This is a genomic window from Catellatospora bangladeshensis (assembly GCF_016862575.1).
Taxonomy (GTDB): domain Bacteria; phylum Actinomycetota; class Actinomycetes; order Mycobacteriales; family Micromonosporaceae; genus Catellatospora; species Catellatospora bangladeshensis.
The window spans coordinates 81,568-102,117 of the sequence record NZ_BONF01000019.1; the positions used below are offsets into that span (position 1 = coordinate 81,568).

The 20,550-nt window shown below is 72.7% G+C and carries 14 protein-coding genes; 5 read left to right on the top strand and 9 right to left on the bottom strand.

The genetic code is table 11. The annotated features are described in order from the left end of the window. Positions 1-3: 3 nt before the first annotated feature. The 5 genes from Cba03nite_RS17790 to Cba03nite_RS17810 form a co-directional block, all read right to left on the bottom strand. Entirely contained in the window at positions 4-1,842 is a 1,839-nt protein-coding gene (locus Cba03nite_RS17790) for a hypothetical protein (protein WP_203747133.1), read from the bottom strand. Positions 1,843-2,192: 350 nt separating this feature from the next. Continuing rightward, on the bottom strand, positions 2,193-5,651 hold the full coding sequence (locus Cba03nite_RS17795; RefSeq protein ID WP_239125823.1) for a discoidin domain-containing protein: 3,459 nt from the start codon (positions 5,649-5,651) through the stop codon (positions 2,193-2,195). A 367-nt stretch (positions 5,652-6,018) separates the two neighbouring features. After that, positions 6,019-7,887, bottom strand: a complete 1,869-nt coding sequence (locus Cba03nite_RS17800) for a CASTOR/POLLUX-related putative ion channel (RefSeq protein ID WP_203747135.1) — start codon at positions 7,885-7,887, stop codon at positions 6,019-6,021. A 173-nt stretch (positions 7,888-8,060) separates the two neighbouring features. Continuing rightward, on the bottom strand, positions 8,061-10,352 hold the full coding sequence (locus tag Cba03nite_RS17805; RefSeq protein WP_203747137.1) for an exo-beta-d-1,3/1,6-glucosidase: 2,292 nt from the start codon (positions 10,350-10,352) through the stop codon (positions 8,061-8,063). A 151-nt stretch (positions 10,353-10,503) separates the two neighbouring features. Further along, complete coding sequence (locus Cba03nite_RS17810) at positions 10,504-11,136, bottom strand: TetR/AcrR family transcriptional regulator (protein ID WP_203747140.1); 633 nt, start codon at positions 11,134-11,136, stop codon at positions 10,504-10,506. Positions 11,137-11,238: 102 nt separating this feature from the next. Here Cba03nite_RS17810 and Cba03nite_RS17815 point away from each other — a divergent pair, with 102 nt between their 5' ends. Further along, the gene (locus tag Cba03nite_RS17815; protein ID WP_203747142.1) at positions 11,239-11,997 is read left to right on the top strand and encodes an SDR family NAD(P)-dependent oxidoreductase; all 759 of its coding nucleotides are present in this window, start codon (positions 11,239-11,241) and stop codon (positions 11,995-11,997) included. 10 nt (positions 11,998-12,007) lie between these two features. Here Cba03nite_RS17815 and Cba03nite_RS17820 read toward each other — a convergent pair whose 3' ends face one another. The 4 genes from Cba03nite_RS17820 to Cba03nite_RS39835 all read right to left on the bottom strand — a co-directional run bounded on the left by Cba03nite_RS17820 (position 12,008) and on the right by Cba03nite_RS39835 (position 15,103). Further along, entirely contained in the window at positions 12,008-12,352 is a 345-nt protein-coding gene (locus tag Cba03nite_RS17820; protein ID WP_203747144.1) for a helix-turn-helix domain-containing protein, read from the bottom strand. Positions 12,353-12,428: 76 nt separating this feature from the next. Then, on the bottom strand, positions 12,429-12,917 hold the full coding sequence (locus tag Cba03nite_RS17825) for an Hsp20/alpha crystallin family protein (protein ID WP_308442756.1): 489 nt from the start codon (positions 12,915-12,917) through the stop codon (positions 12,429-12,431). 114 nt (positions 12,918-13,031) lie between these two features. Beyond that, the gene (locus Cba03nite_RS17830) at positions 13,032-13,709 is read right to left on the bottom strand and encodes a response regulator (RefSeq protein WP_203747147.1); all 678 of its coding nucleotides are present in this window, start codon (positions 13,707-13,709) and stop codon (positions 13,032-13,034) included. A gap of 95 nt (positions 13,710-13,804) precedes the next feature. Continuing rightward, on the bottom strand, positions 13,805-15,103 hold the full coding sequence (locus tag Cba03nite_RS39835; protein ID WP_239125824.1) for a sensor histidine kinase: 1,299 nt from the start codon (positions 15,101-15,103) through the stop codon (positions 13,805-13,807). A 173-nt stretch (positions 15,104-15,276) separates the two neighbouring features. Here Cba03nite_RS39835 and Cba03nite_RS17840 point away from each other — a divergent pair, with 173 nt between their 5' ends. The 4 genes from Cba03nite_RS17840 to Cba03nite_RS17855 all read left to right on the top strand — a co-directional run bounded on the left by Cba03nite_RS17840 (position 15,277) and on the right by Cba03nite_RS17855 (position 20,548). Beyond that, positions 15,277-15,957 (top strand): ABC transporter ATP-binding protein, encoded by a 681-nt coding sequence (locus Cba03nite_RS17840; RefSeq protein WP_203747150.1) that lies wholly within the window; start codon positions 15,277-15,279, stop codon positions 15,955-15,957. Beyond that, positions 15,954-18,389 (top strand): ABC transporter permease, encoded by a 2,436-nt coding sequence (locus Cba03nite_RS17845; protein ID WP_203747152.1) that lies wholly within the window; start codon positions 15,954-15,956, stop codon positions 18,387-18,389. Before Cba03nite_RS17840 ends, Cba03nite_RS17845 begins: the two co-directional genes overlap by 4 nt. A gap of 305 nt (positions 18,390-18,694) precedes the next feature. Next, a complete protein-coding gene (locus Cba03nite_RS17850; RefSeq protein ID WP_203747154.1) occupies positions 18,695-19,528 on the top strand; it encodes a S1C family serine protease in 834 nt (277 codons plus the stop codon). Between the two features lie 33 nt (positions 19,529-19,561). After that, positions 19,562-20,548, top strand: a complete 987-nt coding sequence (locus Cba03nite_RS17855) for an AAA family ATPase (protein WP_203747156.1) — start codon at positions 19,562-19,564, stop codon at positions 20,546-20,548. Positions 20,549-20,550: the final 2 nt, after the last annotated feature.

A 20,550-nucleotide genomic window follows, 5' to 3' on the forward strand; every position in this document is an offset into this window, starting at 1 on the left:
AGTTCAGCGGCGTTCGATCAGGGTACGCAGGTTGGCGACGCCGATGGCGACGGCGGCGGTCAGGGCGAGCACGCCCAGGGCGATGCGCAGGTTGGTGGCGAGCAGCCAGATCAGATACACCGAGCCGCCGATGATGGCCAGGCTCAGCAGGAACAGCAGCAGCCGCCCGCGCAGCAGTGCTTCGACGCCCATCACCAGCAGCACCGCCGCGACGAACACCCACAGCCCGCCGCCCACGTCGAACAGCAGCCCGAGGCCTAGCAGGATCAGCAGGATCGACAGCGACGCCCCGGTCCAGAACCGCAGCAGGGCGCCCGCCGGGGTCGTCACGTCGGGCACCGCCCGGTGCCGCAGGTGCGCGTGCGGCGGCGGCTCGGGCACCACCGTGCCGACCTCGCGCAGCTGGTCGCGCTCGTTGACGGCGGCACGGCGGCGGGTCCGCAGCCCGGCCAGCGCCTGCTCCCGCTCGGTCACCTGGGCGGCCGCGCCGTCGCCGCCACGCCGCGAGTCGGTGACCGTCGACGGCAGCACCTCCAGCCCCGACGCGGCCCGGCGCAGCTCGTCCTGCCCGGTGCTGATCTGCCCGTCGAGGTCGGCGACCAGCTCGTCCAGCTCGGCGATGCGGTCCCGGCGGGCACCGGGCGCGACCGCGTACGGCGGCACCCGGTCCAGGCCCGCCCAGCCCACCGGGTCGGCCCAGGAGGCCCGGATCGCGCCGCTGCGCTCGTAGCGCGGCCCGGCCGGAGCTCGCTCCCCGCCGAACGGGTCATCGGTGTCCAGGCCCCACAGGCCGCGGTAGTCGCGTACCCACGGGGTCGCCGAGTCGATCAGGATCGGGGTCCAGGGGCGGCCGGTGCCCGGCCCGATCTGCACGCCGTCGCCGCGGCGGTAGTCGACGTACGGGATGCCCAGGCCCGCCCGGGGCTGGTTTCGGGTCCACGGCAGCAGCGCCCAGCGGATCGCGTTGACCACCGCGAACGGCTTGGCCAGCGCCGGCGGCTGGACCCGGACCAGGTAGTCGCCGGGCAGGTACGCCCCCGAGTGCGAGCCCGCCCCGGCGTTGCCGACGATGTGCGTGCCGCCCGACCAGGTCAGATCCGGGTCGTCGGCGCGGCGGCGCAGGTCCGCGCCTACCTCGTCGTGCGACGACAGCGCCACCCACGCCACGGTGTACCCGTCGCCGCTGTGCGGGCCCGGCTCCGGGCCGGAGGGCACGAGGAAGAGGGTGAGCTGCTCCCAGTCCGACTCGTGGTCGTTGACCCCGGCGAAGCTGGTCCGCCAGTCGTTCATCGCGTACAGGAACCAGTACTGGATCACCACGTAGCCGCCGTCGGTGCTGACATGGGCGTGGTAGGCGTCGTACGGGTCGGCGACGGCGGCGTACTGCCGCTGCACCGCCGCGGTGAGCCCACCCGGCACCCGGCCGCGCATCGTCAGCGAGAACCGCATCAGCGAGTCGATCACCCGGCCGAGCAGGCCGACGGCCGCCAGCCGGGACACCCCGGTGAACGTGGGCCGGTCCGGGCGGCGGCGCCATTCACGCAGCTCGCGGCGCTGCAACGAGGTCGGCGCGTAGCGCAGGAACAGCGGCGCGTCCGGGTTCGCCCGTGCCTGCTCGGCGAGCTTGTCCGGGTCGAGGCTGCCGTGGTCGACGAGCAGGGTGGGCGTGCCCCGGCTGTCCCGGCGCGACGACCACAGCGCCGCGCCGGCCAGGTACTGCTCGACGGGCATGGGGAAGAACAGTTCACCGGCGGTGTAGCGCAGCACGGGCTCGAACCGGCGCACGAGCGCGAGCAGGTCGGCGCCCGCGGGCAGATCCGGGGCATCGCACTCGCCGGTCACCTATGCATCTTCCCGTCCGGCCCGGTCGCATATTGCTGGAACCGCCGTACTCAGTGGGGTACGTCGCGCGACTGGGGGCCGAGATCGCGCCTTCGTGTCATGATCTGCGGTTCTACCGCACCTTTCGACACGAGATAGCGATCATCAACCCCTGCCCCCGGCAAGATCAGGTCGATCTTGCAGGTGACGAGGGCGATTGAGCCTGATTCGAGCGTGTCGCACCCACAGTTCGCGCAAGATCGGCGCACTTGGGGGGCCGGCGGTGGGTTGGGTGGCGAGATCGGGTCCCGATGCGGGACAGAGGAGCGGGAGGCGGCCCCAGGAAGGCCGCCTCCCGCCGGTTCACGGGGTCAGAGGCTCAGCGGCTCGACCCAGATGTTGCGGTAGCGCACGTTCGCGCCCGCGTCGCCGTGGTCCTGCAGCCGGATCGGGCCGACGGACGGCCCCTCCGGCGCGCCGGCCCCGGTCGGCCCGTCGATCTGCGCGTTGTTGTGGATGGTCACGCCGTTCCAGACGACCGTGACCCGGGCGTTCTCCGTCTTGACGCCGGAGGAGTTGTAGCGGGCCGCCCGGAACGTGACCTCGTAGGTCTGCCACGTCTCCGGTGCGGTCGCCGCGTTCGACGACGGCGCGAGCTTCAGGTAGATCGAGCCGCACTCGTTGTTGGCCGGGGTGGTGTCGCCCCACGAGTCCAGCACCTGCAGCTCGTACCGGTCCTGCAGGTAGATCCCGCTGTTGGCGCGGGCCTGCCCGGTGACGTCGATCGGCAGGTTCGGCAGCCAGAACTCGATGTGCAGCTTGAAGTCGCCGAACGCCTGCTTGCTGCGGATGTCGCCGCCCAGCACCTCCGCGGAGCCGCCGGACACGGGCCAGGTCGCGGCCGTGCCGTCGGTCTTCTCGAAGTTGTTCAGGTTGGTGCCGTCGAACAGCTGGATGCGGTTGGTGCCGCCGGTGCCGTACACCTCGAACTCGTAGATGCGGGCCGCGGCGTTGCCGTCGCTGGTCGGCGTCGTGACGTTGAGCCGCACGTAGCGCGCCGACGTGGCCGCGATGTCGTGCGTGGTGGTGTTGGCCGTGTTCGCGGTCACGGTGGTGACCGTCGTCCAGGAGGTCCCGTTGGCGCTGACCTGGATGTTGAAGTCACGCGTGTTCCAGGCGGTGTTCTCCCCGCCCGCACCCGCGTGCTTGACCACGAACCGGCTCAGCGACGCGCTGGCGCCCAGGTCGACCTGGAGCCACTTGGTCGCGCCCGAGGAGCACCACTTGTCGCTGTTGCCGCCGGACACCGAGCCGTTGACGGCCTTGGCCGGGCCCTCGGTGGTGCCGCAGGAGCTGTCGGCCGTGGCGGTCTTGCCCAGGGCCAGGTTGTTCGACGGTGGTGCGGTTCCGCCGTACACCTCGAACTCGTAGATGCGGGCGGCGCCGTTGCCGTTGTTGGTCGGCGTGGTGATGTTGAGCCGGACGTAGCGTGCCGACACGGCGGTGATGTTGTGCGTGGTGGTGCTGGCCGTGTTCGCGGTCGTGGTGGAGACCGTCGTCCAGGAGGTGCCGTTGGTGCTCACCTGGATGTTGAAGTCACGGGTGTTCCAGCCGACGTCCTCGCCGCCCGCACCCGCGTGCTGCACCACGAACTTGTTCACCGACTGCGCCGAGCCGAGGTCGACCTGCATCCACTTGGTCGCGCCCAGCGAGCACCACTTGTCCAGGGTGCCGCCGGTGACGCTGCCGTTGACCGCCTTCGCTGGGCCCTCGGCCGTGGCGCAGGAGCTGTCCGCGGTGGCGGGCTTGCCGAGCGCCAGGTTGTTGGCGGTCTGCTGGCCGGGGATGGCGTTGAGGGTGTACCAGACCTCGGTGCTCCACAGCGACTGGCCGTTGGCCGCGGCGAACGGCTTGGGCGAGCGGATGTGCACCACCCGGCCCGGCTTGAGGCCGTTGATGACCAGGGTGACCTTCTTGCTGTCGGCGGACAGGGTCGCCGACGAGACGGTCAGGGTCTCCTCGTCGACCTTCGGGCCGCCGTACGCCGCGGTGGGCACGTAGCGCCACTGCTTGACCTTGTACTTGGTGGCCAGGCTGGTGGCGGTGGCCGCCGAGATCGGCTGGGTGTACTCCATCTCGAAGCCGTTGGGCAGCGCCCGGGTGGCCAGGATGTCGAAGGCGTTGCCGCCGTTGGGCATCAGCTTCTGGAAGCCGTAGGCGAGCTTGCCCTCCTGGCCCCAGTTGCCGCCGCCGTGCAGGCCGCCGAGGTAGAACGCGCCGTCCGGGCCGATGCTGACCTCGGTGACGCCCATCTCCAGGCCCTGGGTCATGCGGTAGAGCGCGCCCTGGTACTCGCCGTTGACCTTCTCCAGGTACGCCCGCTGCAGGCCGCCGTAGGTGACGTCGCCGATGGCGAGCTGACCGGCGAACGGGCCGCTGTTCATCAGCACCGGGGTGCTCGGCGAGTTCGCGATCTCGTTCTGCGGCATCCACAGCACCGGCGGGGTGGGCGCGGCGTTGTCGAACGGGCCGGCCGGGTTCATGTAGTGGTTGAAGAAGCGGCCCTGCTTGACGTGCAGCAGCTTCGACGAGGGCAGCCAGCCGCCCTGGTTGTCGGTGACGAAGATGCCGTTCTCCGGGCCCCAGCCGATGCCGTGCGGCGTACGCAGGCCGCCCGCGACGTAGGTGACCGCGCCGGTGTTGCGGTCGACCTTGATGGTCGTGCCGCGGTTGGGCGAGCCCTGGGGGTCGGTGGTGGCGCCGCCGTAGTTGATCGACACCGAGAGGTTCAGGTAGAAGAAGCCGGCCTCGTAGAGCAGGCCGAACCCGAACTCGTGGAAGTTGCCGTCGAACGGCCAGGTCGCCACGGTGCGGTAGTTGTCGATGATCCCGTCGCCGTTGGTGTCGTTCAGCTCGGTGAGCCGCTGCTTCTCGGAGACGTACATCTTGCCGTCGACGATCTTGATGCCCATCGGCTCGCGCAGCCCGCTGGCCACCCTGGTCCTGGTGACCTGGCTCGGGCTGGTGTTGCCGGTGACGCCGTTGAGGATCCAGACCTCACCCGCGACGGTCTCCGAGCCACCCCAGGTGAGCAGGGCCAGGCGGCCGTCCGGGAACCAGTCGAACCCGGTGACCTGCGGCTCGAAGCCGCTCGGGCGCAGGTTCATCAGGGTGTAGTTGGGGTGCACGCCGGTCAGCGGCAGGCCGTCGCCCGGCGTGTCGCCGCTGGCCTCGCACTCCTTCTTGCCCGGCGCGGTGACCCGCACGACGCCCGCGTCGGTGCTCAGCACGGAGTTGGGCACGTTGACGAACGTGGTCGAGCCCGGCGTCTGCCACTGCAGCGTGAGCTGGTTGTCGACGGTCGCCTCGAAGTACTCGATCTTCAGCGAGTGGTAGCCGGTGCTCAGGGTGATGGCGCCGTCCTTGGCGCTCGCCCCGTGCAGACCGTCGTGATCGATGACAAGGTTGTCGTCGATGAGCAGCCGGGAGCCGTCGTCACTGATCAGGCGGAAGGTGTAGCTGCCGGCGGTGCTGATGTTGACGTTGCCGAGGACGTGGACCAGGAAGTTGTCCGCCAGCCCGAAGTCGGTGGTGGTGGTCCAGTTGACGATCGGCATGAGCTTGTCGATGTTGGGCGTCTGGCCCGCCTTCAGCGTGCACAGCTTGGTCATACCGGTCGGCATGTCGAAGACGCGCAGCGTGACGCCGGGCTCCTGGGGCGGCGGGGCGGCCGCGGCGGCGGCGGGCAGCCCCGCCAGGCTCGCGGCCGTGAGCAGGGTGGCGAGGGCGCCCACGAGGGACAGGCGCGCTCGTCGGGACGGTTTGGACACGGTTCCTCCAGCGGGAGCGGGGGACGACGAGACCCGTCGTCGGCGCGGCAGCCCGCGGAGCGGCGTGCCTGGACCTGGACGGACTTCGTCGCGCTACGTCCGGTGATCAGCCCGGCACGCCGTTGCCTGGCGAGTGGAACCTTATGATTCTTCTTTTTGAATGTCTAGATGTTAAGGCGAGATTGACACAACTTCTGATCGCGCCAGCAAAAGTTCTGGGCACCCGGCCCGCTGAGCCCGCCGCGCGGCCCGCCCCACCAGGCCGTCGGCAGTTTCGGGGAAACTGCAGGCACCGGGGGCGCGATCGCTGCAGTTTCCCCGAAACTGCAGGGCAGGTCCGGGCCCGCGGGGCGTGCGGCGAGCGCGGTCAGCTGGAGGCGAGGACGATCACGCGGTCGACGGCGGGCATGGGCTGGTCCTTGTCGGGGTTGAGGACGACGCCGTGGCCGTCGCCGGGTTCGGCGACCCGGTAGCCGATGGCGACCTCGCCGCGCCGGTAGGCCGCCTCGACCACGGTGGCGAAGGTGACCTGCGCGTTCGGGCGCAGGTAGTAGCTGGCGGGCCGGATGTAGATCTCAGCGCCGTCGGCGTCGAACAGGTCGGCGAACACCGACTCCAGGTGCTTGTCCTCCGAGATCTGCGTCATCAGCAGGCTGACCAGCTGCTCGCTCACCACGAAGTCGTCGGCCTTGGTCAGCTGCGCCAGGGCGCGGTCGCGCTCGTCGCGCATCTCGCTGACGATCGAGCCCGGCCCGCGCCCGGCCAGGATGTCGCGTACGTGCAGCAGCGTGACCAGCACCCGGGAGTCGGCGGTGAGCGCGTCCAGGTCGTCGTCGGCGAGCACGATCACGTTGTGGTACGCCACGATGTCGAGCGTCTCCAGCAGCCCGCGGTCGCGGGTGTCGCCGGTGCGGGCGCGCAGGGTCAGGTTGCGCAGCCGGGTCGCGAGCCGGTTGACGGCCGGGCCGGCGTCGGGCCGGTCGACGACGACGTCGACCGACGAGCCGGCGGCGACGTACGCGTCGAGCTGCTCGATGATGCGGGTGGCGCGCCGGTTCCAGCCGAGGATGAGGGTGCTCTCGGGGGCGGCCGGGCCGCGTACGGCGTGCACGATCGCGGTCTCGTCGACGGGGAACCGCCGGGTCGCCAGCTTGATCATCGAGTCGTCGCGGGCGAGCAGCACGATCCGGTCGCCGGGGCTGATCACGGTGCCGGGCGGCGGGTTGAGCACGGTCTTGCCGTCGGCCAGCAGCAGCCCCAGCGGGCAGCACACCTGGTACGCGCGCAGCGCCTCGGCGAACGGCCGCCCCACCAGCGCCGGCTCGGCGGTCATGTAGATCTCGTCGCCGCCGAAGTCGAACAGGTCGTGGTAGACGACGGACAGTTTGGACTGCCGGGCGGTCTGCACGATGAGCCGCGCGCCGATGTCGTCGCCGTCGAGCACCACCGCGTCTCCCCCGGCCAGCTCGGCGACGGCGAGGTTGCGGCTGTCGCGCACCGCCGCGACCACGTGGTGCGGGCGGCCCCGGAACGCCGGGCCCTTGTTGATGGCGAGCAGGATCTTCAGCACGAACGCGTCGGCGTCCTCGGCGGGCACCCCGTCCGGGGCCAGCACGATGATCGAGCGGGCCTCGTTGAGGTTGACCAGCTCCAGGTCGCGCAGGTCCAGCGGGCTGCCGGTGCGGAACACCAGCCGGGTGCGGCCGGTGTCGGGCAGCCGGTGCCGGACCCGGTCCTCCATGGTCACCTTGTCCTGCTCGGCGAGCACGACCACGGCGGCGCGGCGGCGGCTGGCGTTGGCCTCGACCAGCTCGCCGAGCACCGTGTAGATCTGGTCGGACCAGCCCAGCACGACGGTGTGGTCGGTCTCCAGCACCTGCGAGCGGCCCTTGCGCAGCTGCTCCAGCCGCCGGTTGACGCCGCTGGTGAGCAGACCGATCAGCGCGCCGACGACGAAGATGCCGCCCAGCGCCAGCACGAACCACAGCAGCGTGGGGATCAGACTCTCTGTGGTCGGCGCCGAGAGGCTGAACGTGGTCACGAACGTCTCCCACAGCAGCCGCAGCGGCTCGGGATGCCTGCCCTCGGTGTCGACCAGCTCCAGCGCGACGGTGATCACGAGGATCATGGCGACGGACGCGATGCCCAGCCAGCCGATCAGCCCGGTCGTGCCGCGCGACAGCGTGTTGTCGAACCAGTAGCGGAACTTGGCGCGGTAGCCGACTCGACGGGCCATGGGCTCGCTGTCCTTCGAACGCGGGGAGGGGGCGATCGATCCAGGTGCGGGCTCACTTTAGTGGCGGCGCGACACGCCGTGTCGCGGGGCTCCGTCATGGACTGTGACGTGCGGAAGGGCCGCCGCGACACCGGATCCGGGTCGTGGCGGCCTGCGGTCCGCGACCGCCGTGCTCAGCTGACGACGGTGAACCCTGCGCGCAGCAGGTCCTCCGGGCGTGAGGAGCAGCCGACGAGCAGCTCGAACGCGCCCGCCTCGACGACGCGCACGCCGCGGGCGTCGACGATGGTGCAGTCCGCGACGGGCAGGGTCAGCTCGACGGTGCGGCTCTCCCCCGGCGCGAGATCCACCTGGGTGTACGCCTTCAGCTCCCGGTCCGCCCAGGTCGCCGAGGTGACGGTGTCGCTGACGTAGACCTGGACGGTCTCGCGCACCGGGCGGGCGCCGGTGTTGGCCAGCCGCACCTGCGCGCGCACGGTGTCCGCAGCGGTCACGGTGGGGGTGAGCACGCGCAGCTCGGCGTACTCGACGGTGGTGTAGCTGAGGCCCTGCCCGAACGCGAACGCCGGGCTCTGGGTGAGGTCGGCGTAGCGGGTGCCGTGCTGGCCGCGCACCTGGTTGTAGTAGGTCGGCTGCTGTCCGGCGTGGCGGGCGAACGAGATCGGCAGCCGCCCGGTGGGCTCGATGAGCCCGAGCAGCAGCTCGGCCAGGGCCCGGCCGCCCTGCATGCCCGGGTTGGCGGCGTACACGATCGCGGCGGCGTTCAGCGCCGACGGCGGCAGCACCAGCGGCTTGGAGCTGACCAGCACCACCGTCATCGGGGTGCCGGTGGCGGCGAGCGCGTCCAGCAGCGCGATCTGCGCGCCGACCAGCTCCAGCGTCGCCGTGGACTTGCCCTCGCCGACCAGCTCGATCCGGTCGCCGACTACTGCGACCACGTGGTCGGCGTCGCGCGCGGCGGCCACCGCCTCGGCGATCATCGCCTCGTCCGGCTCGCACGGGAGGACCACGTGCGGCCGGGGCTGGCCGTCGGGGAAGGTGTCGCCCTCGGGGTCGGGCCCGGCGGTGAGGATGTCCGCGCCCCGGGCGTGGCTGACGGTCCAGCCCGCCGGGACGTGCGCCCGCAGGCCGTCGAGCACCGTCGTGATCATCTCGCGCGGGTGCCCGTCGGGCAGCCAGTCGCACTGGCCGGAGGCCCCGGCCCAGTCGCCGAGCATGGTGTGCGGGTCGTCGGCGTTCGGCCCGACGACGGCGATCCGGCGCGCCGGGGCGTCGGCGGGCGCGATCGCCCGGCCGTCGGACCCGGCCGTGAGCCCGCCGGTCAGCGGCAGCGTGCCGTCGTTGCGCAGCAGCACCAGCGAGCGCCGGGCGACCTCCAGGTTGAGGTCGGTGTGCGGGGCGCAGGCGATGACCTCGGCCTGCCGGGCCGGGTCGGGGCGGCGCGGGTTCTCGAACAGGCCCAGCTCGAACTTGAGGGTGAGGACGCGGGCCACGGCGGCGTCCAGGTCGGACTCGTCGAGCAGGCCCTTGGCGATCGCGTCCTGCGCGCCCTGGAAGAAGTCGGGCGTGGTCATCACCATGTCGTTGCCGGCCTTCACGGCCGCGGCCGACGCCTGCGCGTAGTCGGCGTAGATGTGCTGCTCCCACACCATGCGCCCGACGTTGTCCCAATCGGTCACCAGGGTGCCCCGGTATTCCCACTCGCCGCGCAGCACGTCGTTGAGCAGCCAGTCGTTGACGGTGATCGGCACGCCGTCCATCGACTGGTAGCCGAGCATGAAGACGCGGCACCCCTCCCGGGCGACCCGCTCGAACGGCGGCAGGAACCAGGAGCGCAGCTTGCGCCGGGAGATGTCGGCCTCGCTGGCGTCGCGCCCGCCCTGCGTCTCGGAGTAGCCGGCGAAGTGCTTGGCGCAGGCCAGGATCGCGGTCGGGTCGTCCAGCCCGTCGCCCTGGTAACCGCGGACCATGGCCGAGGCGAACTCGCCGATGAGGAACGGGTCCTCGCCGAACGTCTCGCTGATCCGGCCCCAGCGCAGGTCCCGGCCGATGCACAGCACCGGGGAGAAGGTCCAGTGGATGCCGGTGGCGGCGACCTCGACGGCGGTCGCCCGGGCGGCCCGCTCGATCAGGGCCGGGTCCCAGGTCGCGGCCATGCCGAGCTGGGTCGGGAAGATGGTGGCGCCGACCCAGAACGAGTGGCCGTGGATGCAGTCCTCGGCGACCAGCAGCGGGATGCGCAGCCGGGACTGCTCGGTGAGCGCGGCCGCCTCGAGCACCCGCTCCGGGGAGGTGTGCAGGATCGAGCCGACGTGCATGTCCTCGACCAGGGCGCGGACGCCGTCGCGGGCGTCGAGCTGGAGCATCTGCCCGACCTTCTCCGGCAGCGTCATCCGTCCGATGAGGTCGGCGACCCGTTGCTCGGTGGGCAGCGCGGGGTCGAGGTACGGCAGGCGGGAAGTCACGGCAGCTGTCCTTTCGGCGGACGCGGCGGCATCCTGGGGCTAGAGTGCACGCACGCGCTCCGGGCGGCGTCGATCGGAGAGCGCTCTCCGATGGTACATAACTCCCGTCGCGCCCCCTACCCGCCCGGCGCATCACCGTCCACCGATCGGTCTACTCCCGGGAGTCCGCGGGGGCGGCGGCGTGGAGGGCGGCGAGGGCGCCGTCGAGGGCGGCGGCCAAGGGCTCGTTGGAGCGGGTGGCCTGGTTAAGCAGGAGGCCGCCCTGCACGGAGGCGAACACGGCCAGTGCGAGGCGGTCGGGTTCGGCGTCCGGGCGCAGCAGCCCGCGCTCACTCATCCGGCGCAGGCCCGCGCTCAGGTACGCCCGCCAGCGGTCCAGGTGGGCGGCGACTTCCTCGGCGGCCGCGGCATCGGTGCCGGTCAGCTCGCTGACCAGCGTGCCGATCGGGCAGCCCCAGTGCGGCTGGGCCGCGTAGTGCGCGAGCAGCGCGGTCCGCCAGCCGTCCCAGGACTCCCAGGTGTCCAGGCCGTCCAGGTACGGCCGCTGCGCCTGGAGGACGCGCTCGGTCTGCAGGGCGGCGATGGCGAGCACGAGTTCGCGCTTGCCACCGGGAAAGTAGTGGAAGAGCTGGCTCTTGCTGGTCAGCGTGCCCGCACGTACGTCGTCGAGGCTGGTGCCGCCGACCCCGCGCGCCAGCACCAGATCGGCCGCAGCCGCGACGATGCGCGTACGGGTGGCGACGCCCTTGCCGGTCAGCCGCGTGGCGGGGAAAGCAGTGGTCACGGCAGCCAGACTACCGGAAATGGACCAGCCGGTCCATTATCCGTGCTACGGTCTGGACTGAGCGGTCCAATCTTGGCCGCGACATCGAGAAAGGTTCGCACCGTGGGCACTCGCCTGGCCGGAAAGACGGCCCTCATAACCGGTTCCACCAGCAACATCGGCCGCGCGACGGCGCTGGCCTTCGCCGCCGAGGGCGCGCACGTCGCCGTCTCCGGCCGGGACAAGCAGCGCGGGGACGAGGTGGTCGCGCAGATCCGCGCGGCGGGCGGGCGGGCCGACTTCGTCGCCGCCTCGCTCGACGGCTCCCCCGCTACCTCGCAGGCGCTGGCCGACGAGGCGGTGCGTGTGCTCGGCGGGCACATCGACGTGCTCGTCAACAACGCCGGCATCTACCCGCCGTCGACGACGCCGACCGTCACCAGCGAGATGTTCGACGAGGTGTACGGCGTCAACGTCAAGGCGCCGTTCTTCCTGACCGCCGCGATCGCGCCGCGCATGGCCGAGCGCGGCTCCGGTGTGATCGTGAACCTCGGCTCCTGGATCGCCCGGCTCGGCGTCCCGGTCAGCGCCCTCTACAGCTCCACCAAGGGCGCGATGGAGACGCTGACCCGCGCCTGGGCCGCGGAGTTCGGGCCGCGGGGGGTACGCGTCAACGCCGTCTCCCCCGGCGTGGTCCGCCCGGAGTCCGCCGACGACATGGCCGAGGCGATGATGCGCGGCACTCCGGCCGGCGCCAGCGGGCGGCCGGAGTCGATCGCGTACGCGGCCGTCTACCTCGCTTCCGACGAGGCGGCGTTCGTGCACGGCACAGTGCTCGACGTGGACGGCGGCCGGACCGGCGTGGCCGTGGTCGCCGCCTGAGCGGGCGACGTCACGCGCGGCCGGGTGGATCGCCCAGGCGGCGGCGCAGGATCTCGATCATCGCGTTGGCCGCGGCAAGCTGGTACTCCAGGTCGACGATGCGCACCGCGGCGTCCAGCCGCATGCCGTCGTCGACCAGGCCGCGGGCGCGGTCGGCCCGCTGCAGGTCGTCCTGGCTGTAGCGGCGGTGCCCGCCGCCGGACCGGTGCGACTCGAACAGCCCCGCGGTCTCCACGGCGCGCAGGAAGGCCGGGGTCACCCCGATGGCCTGCGCCGCGGTGCCCATGGAGTAGCCAGGGAAGTCCGCGTCGCCCAGCACCGGCCTGTGGCCCGTGCCCTGTGTGGGTTCCTTCATCGCCCGATCCGTTCCTATGGGACCGGCGCCGGTCGGCGGGTGCTCCGCCGCCCGGCGCCGGTCGTGTCCCGCGCGGTCAGCTCGCGGCACCGGCGGTGGCCGGCACGCGGTCCTCGCTCGTCTGACCGTTGATCATCCGGTGCCCCTCGTGGGACTCCAGCGCGGCGTCGCGCCCGCGGGTGACCTCGATCCGGCGCGGCTTGGCGCGCTCGGCGACCGGGATCGTCAGCGTCAGCACGCCGTCGCGGTAGTCGGCGGTGATCGCCTCGACGTCCAGGCCGTCGCCCAGCACGAGCTGGCGGCTGTAACGCCCGGCGGGCCGCTCCGAGACCAGGTAGGACGCGTCCTCGGGGTCGTTGCGGCGCCGCTCGCCGCGCACGGTCAGGGTGCCGTTCTCGGCCGCGACGTCGAGGCTCTCGACGTCGATGCCCGGCATGTCGAACCGGACCACGAACGTGTCGCCCGTGCGCAGGCAGTCCATCGGCATCGGCGACGGGGTGCGCGCCGTGCCGAACACCTCGCCGGCGAGCCGGTCGAAGTCGCGGAACGGGTCGAAACGCATCATGATCAACACACCTCCCAGGTGATTGCCTCCGAGCAAGACATCTCGCTTGCCCGACACAAATTCTATAACACCCAAAGCAGATTTCAACCACAGACGGCGTCAACTTTTCTGCCCTCAGGAGCCGGGGCTGACCAGGCCGCTCTCGTACGCGAAGATGACCGCCTGCACCCGGTCGCGCAGCTGGAGTTTGGCCAGGATGCGGGCCACGTGCGTCTTCACCGTGGCCTCGCCCAGCTGCAGCTCGGCCGCCAGCTCGGCGTTGGACAGGCCGCGGGCGAGCAGCACCAGCACCTCCCGCTCGCGGGCGGTCAGCGTGGGCAGCGCGCCGTGGTCCTCGACCACGCCGCGCCCCGAGGTGAAGCGGTCCACCAGCCGCCGGGTGATCGACGGCGCGAGCAGCGCGTCCCCGTCCCGGACCAGCCGCACCGCGTGCACCAGATGGTCCGGGGTCACGTCCTTGAGCAGGAAGCCGCTGGCCCCGGTGCGCAGCGCGGCGTAGACGTACTCGTCCAGGTCGAACGTGGTCAGGATGATCACACGGGTGGGTTCCCCGGCCGTGGTCGTCGCGCCGGAGGCCAGCAGCCGCCTGGTCGCCTCCAGGCCGTCCATGCCCGGCATGCGGATGTCCATCAGCACCACGTCCGGCCGCAGCCGCCGCACCGCCGCGAGCGCGGCCTCGCCGTCGCCCGCCTCCCCCACCACGTCGACCCCGGCCGCGGCCAGGATCATGGTGAACCCGCTGCGGACCAGTGCCTGGTCGTCGGCGACGACGACGCGCAGCGGCTCACTCATGCCTTCCCCCGCTTCGCTCGGCTCCGGCACGAGTGCCATCGGCCCCTGACCCGCCCACCGCGTCGCTCATGCCCTCAACCTGCCTCGCGCCGCGCTCACGACGCGGCCGGGATGCGCGCGGCGAGCAGGAAGCCGCCGCCGGGCGCGGCTCCCGCCTGGAGCGTGCCGTCGTGCAGGCGCAGGCGTTCGCGCAGGCCGAGCAGCCCGCGTCCGGCGCCGGGCCCGCCCGGCTCACCCGCGGCGGCCTCGTTGCTGACCTCGACCAGCAGGTCGGCGCCGTCGCGGCGGATGTGCACCGCGGTCACGGCCCCCGGCGCGTGGCGCAGCGCGTTGGTCAGCCCTTCCTGCACCACCCGGTACGCCGTCAGGTCCACGCCCTCGGGCACGTCGGCGCCGTCGCGGCGCAGCGTCACCGGCTGGCCCGCGGCGCGTACCGCGTCGACCAGGGTGTCCAGCTCGCGCAGGCCGGGCTGTGGATGCAGGCGGTCGTCGGCGGGGGCCATCAACCCCAGCAGGTGGCGCAGCTCGGCCATGGCGGCCCGGCCGCTGTCCTCGATCGCGCTCAGCGCCCCGGCGGCGAGGTCCGGCCGCTGGTCGATGACCTTCCCGGCCGCCCCGGCCTGCACCACCATGACGCTGACGTGGTGGCTGACCACGTCGTGCAGCTCGCGGGCGATCCGGGCCCGCTCCTCGGCCATCGCGGCGCGGGCGGTGGCGGCCTGCTCCTGCTCCAGCGCGGCGGCCCGGCGGGCGGCGGCGGCGGCGCGCTCGCGGGCGCTGCGCAGCGCGGCGGCGAACAGCCCGGCGGGTAGCAGCACCGCGAACGGGCTGGCCCAGCCCGGCATCTGCGGGATCGACTGGGAGAACAGCGAGGCCGAGATCACCGCCGCGACCGTCAGCAGCGCCCCTGCCCAGCGGACGCTGCGCCCGTACGCCACGGCCGAGTACGCGCAGATCAGCACCGCCAGGAAGCCCGGCCACAGCAGGCCGTCCTGGAGCACGAACACCCCGCCGGCGGCGACGGCGAACGCGCTCATCGGCCATCGCCGCCGCACCGCCACCGCCGCCCCGGCGATCAGGTTGACCAGCAGCATGCCGTCGTCGAGCCCGCCGCTGTCGTCTCCCTCGGGCAGCAGCGGCGGCCCGATGGGCGCCCGCGGTTCCTCACCCGTGCCGAACCTGTCGGGCGGGGCCGGGATGTCGGGAATCGCCGGCCGCTCCTCCATCCGGGACACGCCGGGGATGTCCAGCCGCACGGGCGCCGGGGCGTCACCCCTGTCGCCGCTGACCGCGATCGCCCACCCGAACCCGGCCAGCACCAGCACCACCGCGAGGGCGAGATCGGCGGCGGGCACTCCGAGGCGGGCGGCCAGGCGGCGCAGGACGGTCGGCACGCCGACCATTGTGCCCAGGTCACTCCGCTATGGCGTCCACCGTGATGACTACCCGCGTCATCATCGTGGCGGACGGCACCCCGCCAGGTTCGCTCCCGCGCCGGACGCGCCCGCGTACCCCCGCTTCCTACGGTCGCCAGGACCGGTATCCGACCTGGAGGGGGCAACCGACCATGACCGAACTGATCCGCCTGCGCGACGTGGCGAAGGCGTACGAGGCCGCGGGGCCGCCCGCCCTGGCCGGCGTCGACCTGACCGTGCACGCCGGGGAGGCCGTCGCCGTCATGGGCCCGTCCGGCAGCGGCAAGTCGACCCTGCTCAACGTCATCGCCGGGCTGGACCGGCCGACCGGCGGCACCGTCGAGGTGGCCGGCGTACGCGTCGACAAGCTGTCCGAGACCGCGCTGGCCCGCTTCCGCAGCGCGCACATCGGCATCATCTTCCAGTTCTTCCACCTGCTCGACGAGATGACCGTGCGCGACAACGTGCTGCTGCCCGCCCGCCTGGCCGGCATGCGCGCCGCCCAGGCCCGTGGCCGCGCCGACGAGCTGCTGGACCGGCTCGGCATCGCGGGCAAGTCCGACCAGTACCCGGCCCGCCTGTCCGGCGGGCAGCGCCAGCGGGTGGCCATCGCCCGCGCCCTGATGAACCGCCCCCAGCTGCTGCTCGCCGACGAACCGACCGGCGCCGTGGACCAGGAGGCCGCCGCCGGGGTCCGCGACCTGCTGCACGAGCTGTCCGAGGGCGGCCTCACGCTGCTGCTCGTCACGCACGACCCGCAGCTGGCCACCGCCGCCGGGCGGCGGCTGATCACCATGCGCGACGGCCGGGCCACCGAGGCGGTGCCCGCATGAGCGCCCTGACCGGGGTCTCCCCCGCCGCTGAGCGGCAGGAGCGCGCCCGGCCGCCGGAGCCGCGCCGCGGCCGGGGCACGGGCGCCGTGCTCGCGGCCGCCCGCGCGGCGGTGGCCCGGCGGCGGCTGCAGACGGTGATCGTCGGGATCGTCGTGCTGCTGTCGGCCGCCACCTCCGTGCTCGGTGTCGGCCTGCTCGTCGCCTCGCACGGGCCGTTCGACGACGCGTTCGCCGAGGCACAGGGCGCCCACGTCGCCGCCACCGTCAGCGCCGAGGTGCCCGCCGGGCAACTCGCGGCGACCGCCACGGCCACCGGCGTCGCTGCCGCGGCAGGCCCGTTCGACCAGGTCACGGCGCCCATCACGGGCATGTTCGGGCCGCCCGGCCTGGAGTTCGTCATCGTGGGACGCGGCGAGCAGCACGGCCCCGTGGACCGGCTCACGCTCACCGACGGCACCTGGCTCACCGGCCCCGGGCAGATCGTGGTGACCCGGCGCATCTCCGGGCCGCGCACCAGAGTCGGCACCACGCTCACCATCAACGGGGTGTCGCTGCGGGTGGTCGGCGTCGCCGCGTCGGTCACCGGCACCGCCGACGGGTGGGTCCACCCCACCCAGACCGACGTGCTCACCGGCGAGAACACCGCCCGGCAGATGCTCTACCGCTTCACGAGCCCCGGCGCCGACGACGCCGCGCTGCGCGCCGCCCTCACCACCGCCACCAGCGCCCTGCCCCGGGGCGCGGTCACCGGCGCGACCACGTACGTGACCATCCGGCTGGCGCTCAACCGGTCCATCGCGGCGATCGCGCCGTTCGTGGTGGCGTTCGCGATCCTCGGCATCGTGCTGTCCGTGCTGATCACGGTCAACGTCGTCAACGGCGCGGTCGTCTCCGGCTTCCGCACCATCGGCATCCTCAAGACCCTCGGCTTCACCCCCGGGCAGGTCGTCGCCGTGTACGTCGCGCAGGTGCTCGTCCCGGCGCTGGCCGGCGCGGCCCTCGGCGTGGTGCTCGGCGCGCTGCTGGCGGTGCCGATGCTCGCGCAGACCGACGACGCGTACGGCATCCCCGGCGACGGCGCGGGCGTGCCGCTCTGGGTGATCGGGCTGGTGCTGGCCGCCGCTCCGCTGCTGGTCGCGCTCGCCGCGCTCGGGCCGGCGCTGCGGGCCGGGCGGCTGGCCGCCAACCAGGCGATCAGCGTGGGCCGCGCGCCGCGTACCGGCCGGGGCTTCCGGGCCCGCCGCGCACTGACCGCATCGGCGCTGCCCCGCCCGGTCGCCCTCGGCCTCGGCATGCCGCTGGCCCGGCCGTCACGGGCCCTGGCGACCGTGGTCGCGCTGCTGCTCGGCGCGATCACCCTGGTCTTCTCCAGCGGCCTATCCGCGTCGATGATCGAGGTCAACACCGCGTTCAGCCGCCTCGACGCGGTCGCGGTCGAGGTGAACGTCATAGTGCCCGACGCGTTCGGCAACGCTCCGCTGCCGCCACCGGGACCGGGCGGGGCTCCCCGTGCCCCGATCGACCCGCCCGACCCCGCAGACGTCGCCGCGGCCGTGGCCGCCATGCCCGGCACCGCGCACTCGGTGCTGCGCGAGGACGCCGAGATCCGCGTCGCGGGCATCAGCGGGGAGGTCCGCCTCTTCGGGTACGCCGGAGACGCGAGCTGGGCCGGGCACCGCCTCGCCGCCGGGCGCTGGTACTCGGGTGCGGGCGAGGTCGTGCTCTCGTCGTACACGCTGCGGCAGACCGGGCTCGTGCTCGGCGACCGGGTCACCCTGCCCGGCGGGCGCGTGGTCACCGTCGTCGGCGAGGTCATCAACGGCAGCGACCAGTACACGATGATCGGCGACGAGTCGCTGGTGGAACAGGCGTTCTCCGCGCGGGTCGAGGTCGGCCTCACGGCGGGCGCCGACTCCGCCGCGTACACGAAGGCCTTGCAGGCGAAGTATCCGGAGGAGACGTCCGGGGTGTACGTCGAGGACCGGGCCGTCAGCGAGGAGAGCGAGACGTTCGTGATCATCCAGGCGCTGATCGTGATGCTCACCTTGCTGCTCAGCGTCGTCGCGGCGCTGGGGGTGCTCAACACGGTGGTGCTGACCACCCGGGAGCGGATCCACGAGATCGGCGTGCTGAAGGCGCTGGGCATGACGCCGCGGCAGACCCGGATCATGGTGGTCACGTCGATGGTGGGCCTGGGACTGCTGGCGGGCGTGATCGCCGTGCCGCTGGGAGTCGCGCTGCACCACGCGGTCATCCCGGTGATGGGTGAGGGCGCGTCCACCGCCCTGCCGCAGTCCGCCATGGAGGTGTACGGGATCGGCGAGCTGGTGCTGCTCGGCGGCGCGGGCATCGTGCTCGCGGTGCTCGGCGCGCTGCTCCCGGCGGGCTGGGCGGCCCGCACCCGCGTCGCCACGGCCCTGCGCGCGGAGTAGCCGCCGGCACGCCTGTGCCATGACCGAAGCTCTCGCCACGCTGCCGGAGCTTCGGTCATGGCGCGCCGCACGGCCACCTCCCCTGACTCCCGCTGGGAAGATCACCGTTTCGTGTCGTTATGTGTGGTGAGACCACAGGTTCTGACACGAGACAGCGATCTTCAGGCGTCGGGCGGCCGCAGGCTGCCGGGCCAGCGCGCGATTGCCCGGCGGGGGCGATCTCCGAGGGTGTTCCGAGGTGATTCTCGTTGAACGTTCAGCGAACGGCTCTGGTCTCGGTTCGGTAACACCCCTAGGCTCAGGTGATGCCGGGTCGCTTCAGGGTCGTGCCGACCGAGCCCGCCGCGCCGCCCGCTCCCCCGGCGGCCGAGGGCAGTCCAGCGGGTCCGCCTGCGCGCGTACGCCATCGGGTCCTGATCGCGGCGCTGGCCGCGGCGGTGCTGGCGCTGACCGCGGTGGTCGCCTACCAGTGGGGCTCCTCCTCGTCCCCGGAGACGGCCACCGTGGCGCCGGCCCCGTCGCCGTCGGCGGACGCGCCGCTGACCGTCGGCGAGATCTACCAGACCCTTGCCCCGTCCGTGGTGTTCATCAAGGCGGCGGGCAAGGCGGGCACCGCGACCGGCAGCGGCGTGGTCGCCAACGCGGACGGGTCGGTGCTGACCGCGCTGCACGTGGTGCGCGGCGCGACCGCCATCGAGCTGGCCTTCGCGGACGGCACCACCGCGAAGGCCGCCATCGCCGCGCAGGACCCGGCGCACGACATCGCCGTGCTGACCCCGGCGCAGCTGCCGTCGGTGCTGGTCCCGGCGGTGATGGGCGGCGGCCCGGCGATCGGCGACGCGGTGGTCGCCATCGGCAACCCGCTCGGCCTGGTCCAGTCGACCACCTCGGGGGTCGTCTCCGGCCTGGACCGGTCCATCGTGGCCAAGGAGGCGGGCGAACTGGACGGGCTGATCCAGTTCGACGCCGCGGTCAACCCGGGCAGCTCGGGCGGGCCGCTGGTCAACGACCGGGGGCAGACCGTCGGCATCGTGGTCGCCCTGGCCAACCCGACGGAGGCGGGCACCTTCATCGGTGTCGGCTTCGCCGTGCCGATCGGCACCGCGCTGGGCGCCGACGGCCCGCGCCCGCAGCTGTGATCCCCCATCCGCGTAACCACTGAGGACGGACAGATGAGCAACCCCGCCACCCCCGGCCCCGGCACCGTCGAGCAGGTGCTGTACGAGGTCAAGAAGGTCATCGTCGGCCAGGACGCGCTGCTGGAGCGGCTGATGGTGGCGCTGCTGGCGCGCGGGCACATCCTGGTCGAGGGTGTGCCGGGCCTGGCGAAGACCCTGGCGGTGCGGTCGCTGGCCGAGGCGGTGGGCGGGCAGTTCCACCGGGTGCAGTTCACGCCGGACCTGGTCCCCGCCGACATCGTGGGCACCCGGGTGTATCACCAGCACAGCGGCGAGTTCCAGGTGTCGCTCGGGCCGGTGTTCACGAACCTGCTGCTGGCCGACGAGATCAACCGGGCTCCGGCGAAGGTGCAGAGCGCGCTGCTGGAGGTGATGCAGGAGCACCAGGTCACCATCGGGCGGGAGACGTACAAGGTGCCGGAGCCGTTCCTGGTGCTGGCCACGCAGAACCCGATCGAGAACGAGGGCACGTACGCGCTGCCCGAGGCGCAGGTGGACCGGTTCATGATGAAGGTCCTGGTCGGCTACCCGAGCCCGACCGAGGAGTTCGTGATCGTCGAGCGGGCCGTGCAGGCGACCGCGGCGATCCAGAAGGTCATCGACCCGGAGCAGCTCATCGCGCTGCAGGCGCAGGCCGACCGGGTGTACGTGGACCCGTCGCTGATCGAGTACTCGGTGCGCCTGACCAACGCCACCCGGGAACCGGCCCTGGTCGGCCTGGGTGACCTGGCCCGCTACGTGACGTTCGGGGCGAGCCCGCGTGCGTCGATCAACCTGGTGCTGGCGGGGCGGGCGCTGGCGTTCCTGCGCGGGCGTGACTACGCGCTGCCGCAGGACCTGATCGACCTCGCCCCGGACATCCTGCGGCACCGGCTGGTGCTGTCGTACGAGGCGCTGGCCGACGAGGTGAGCGCGGACGCGATCCTGGACCGGGTGCTGGCGTCGCTGCCGGTGCCCGAGCTCGCGCTGCAGGGCCGCTGAGC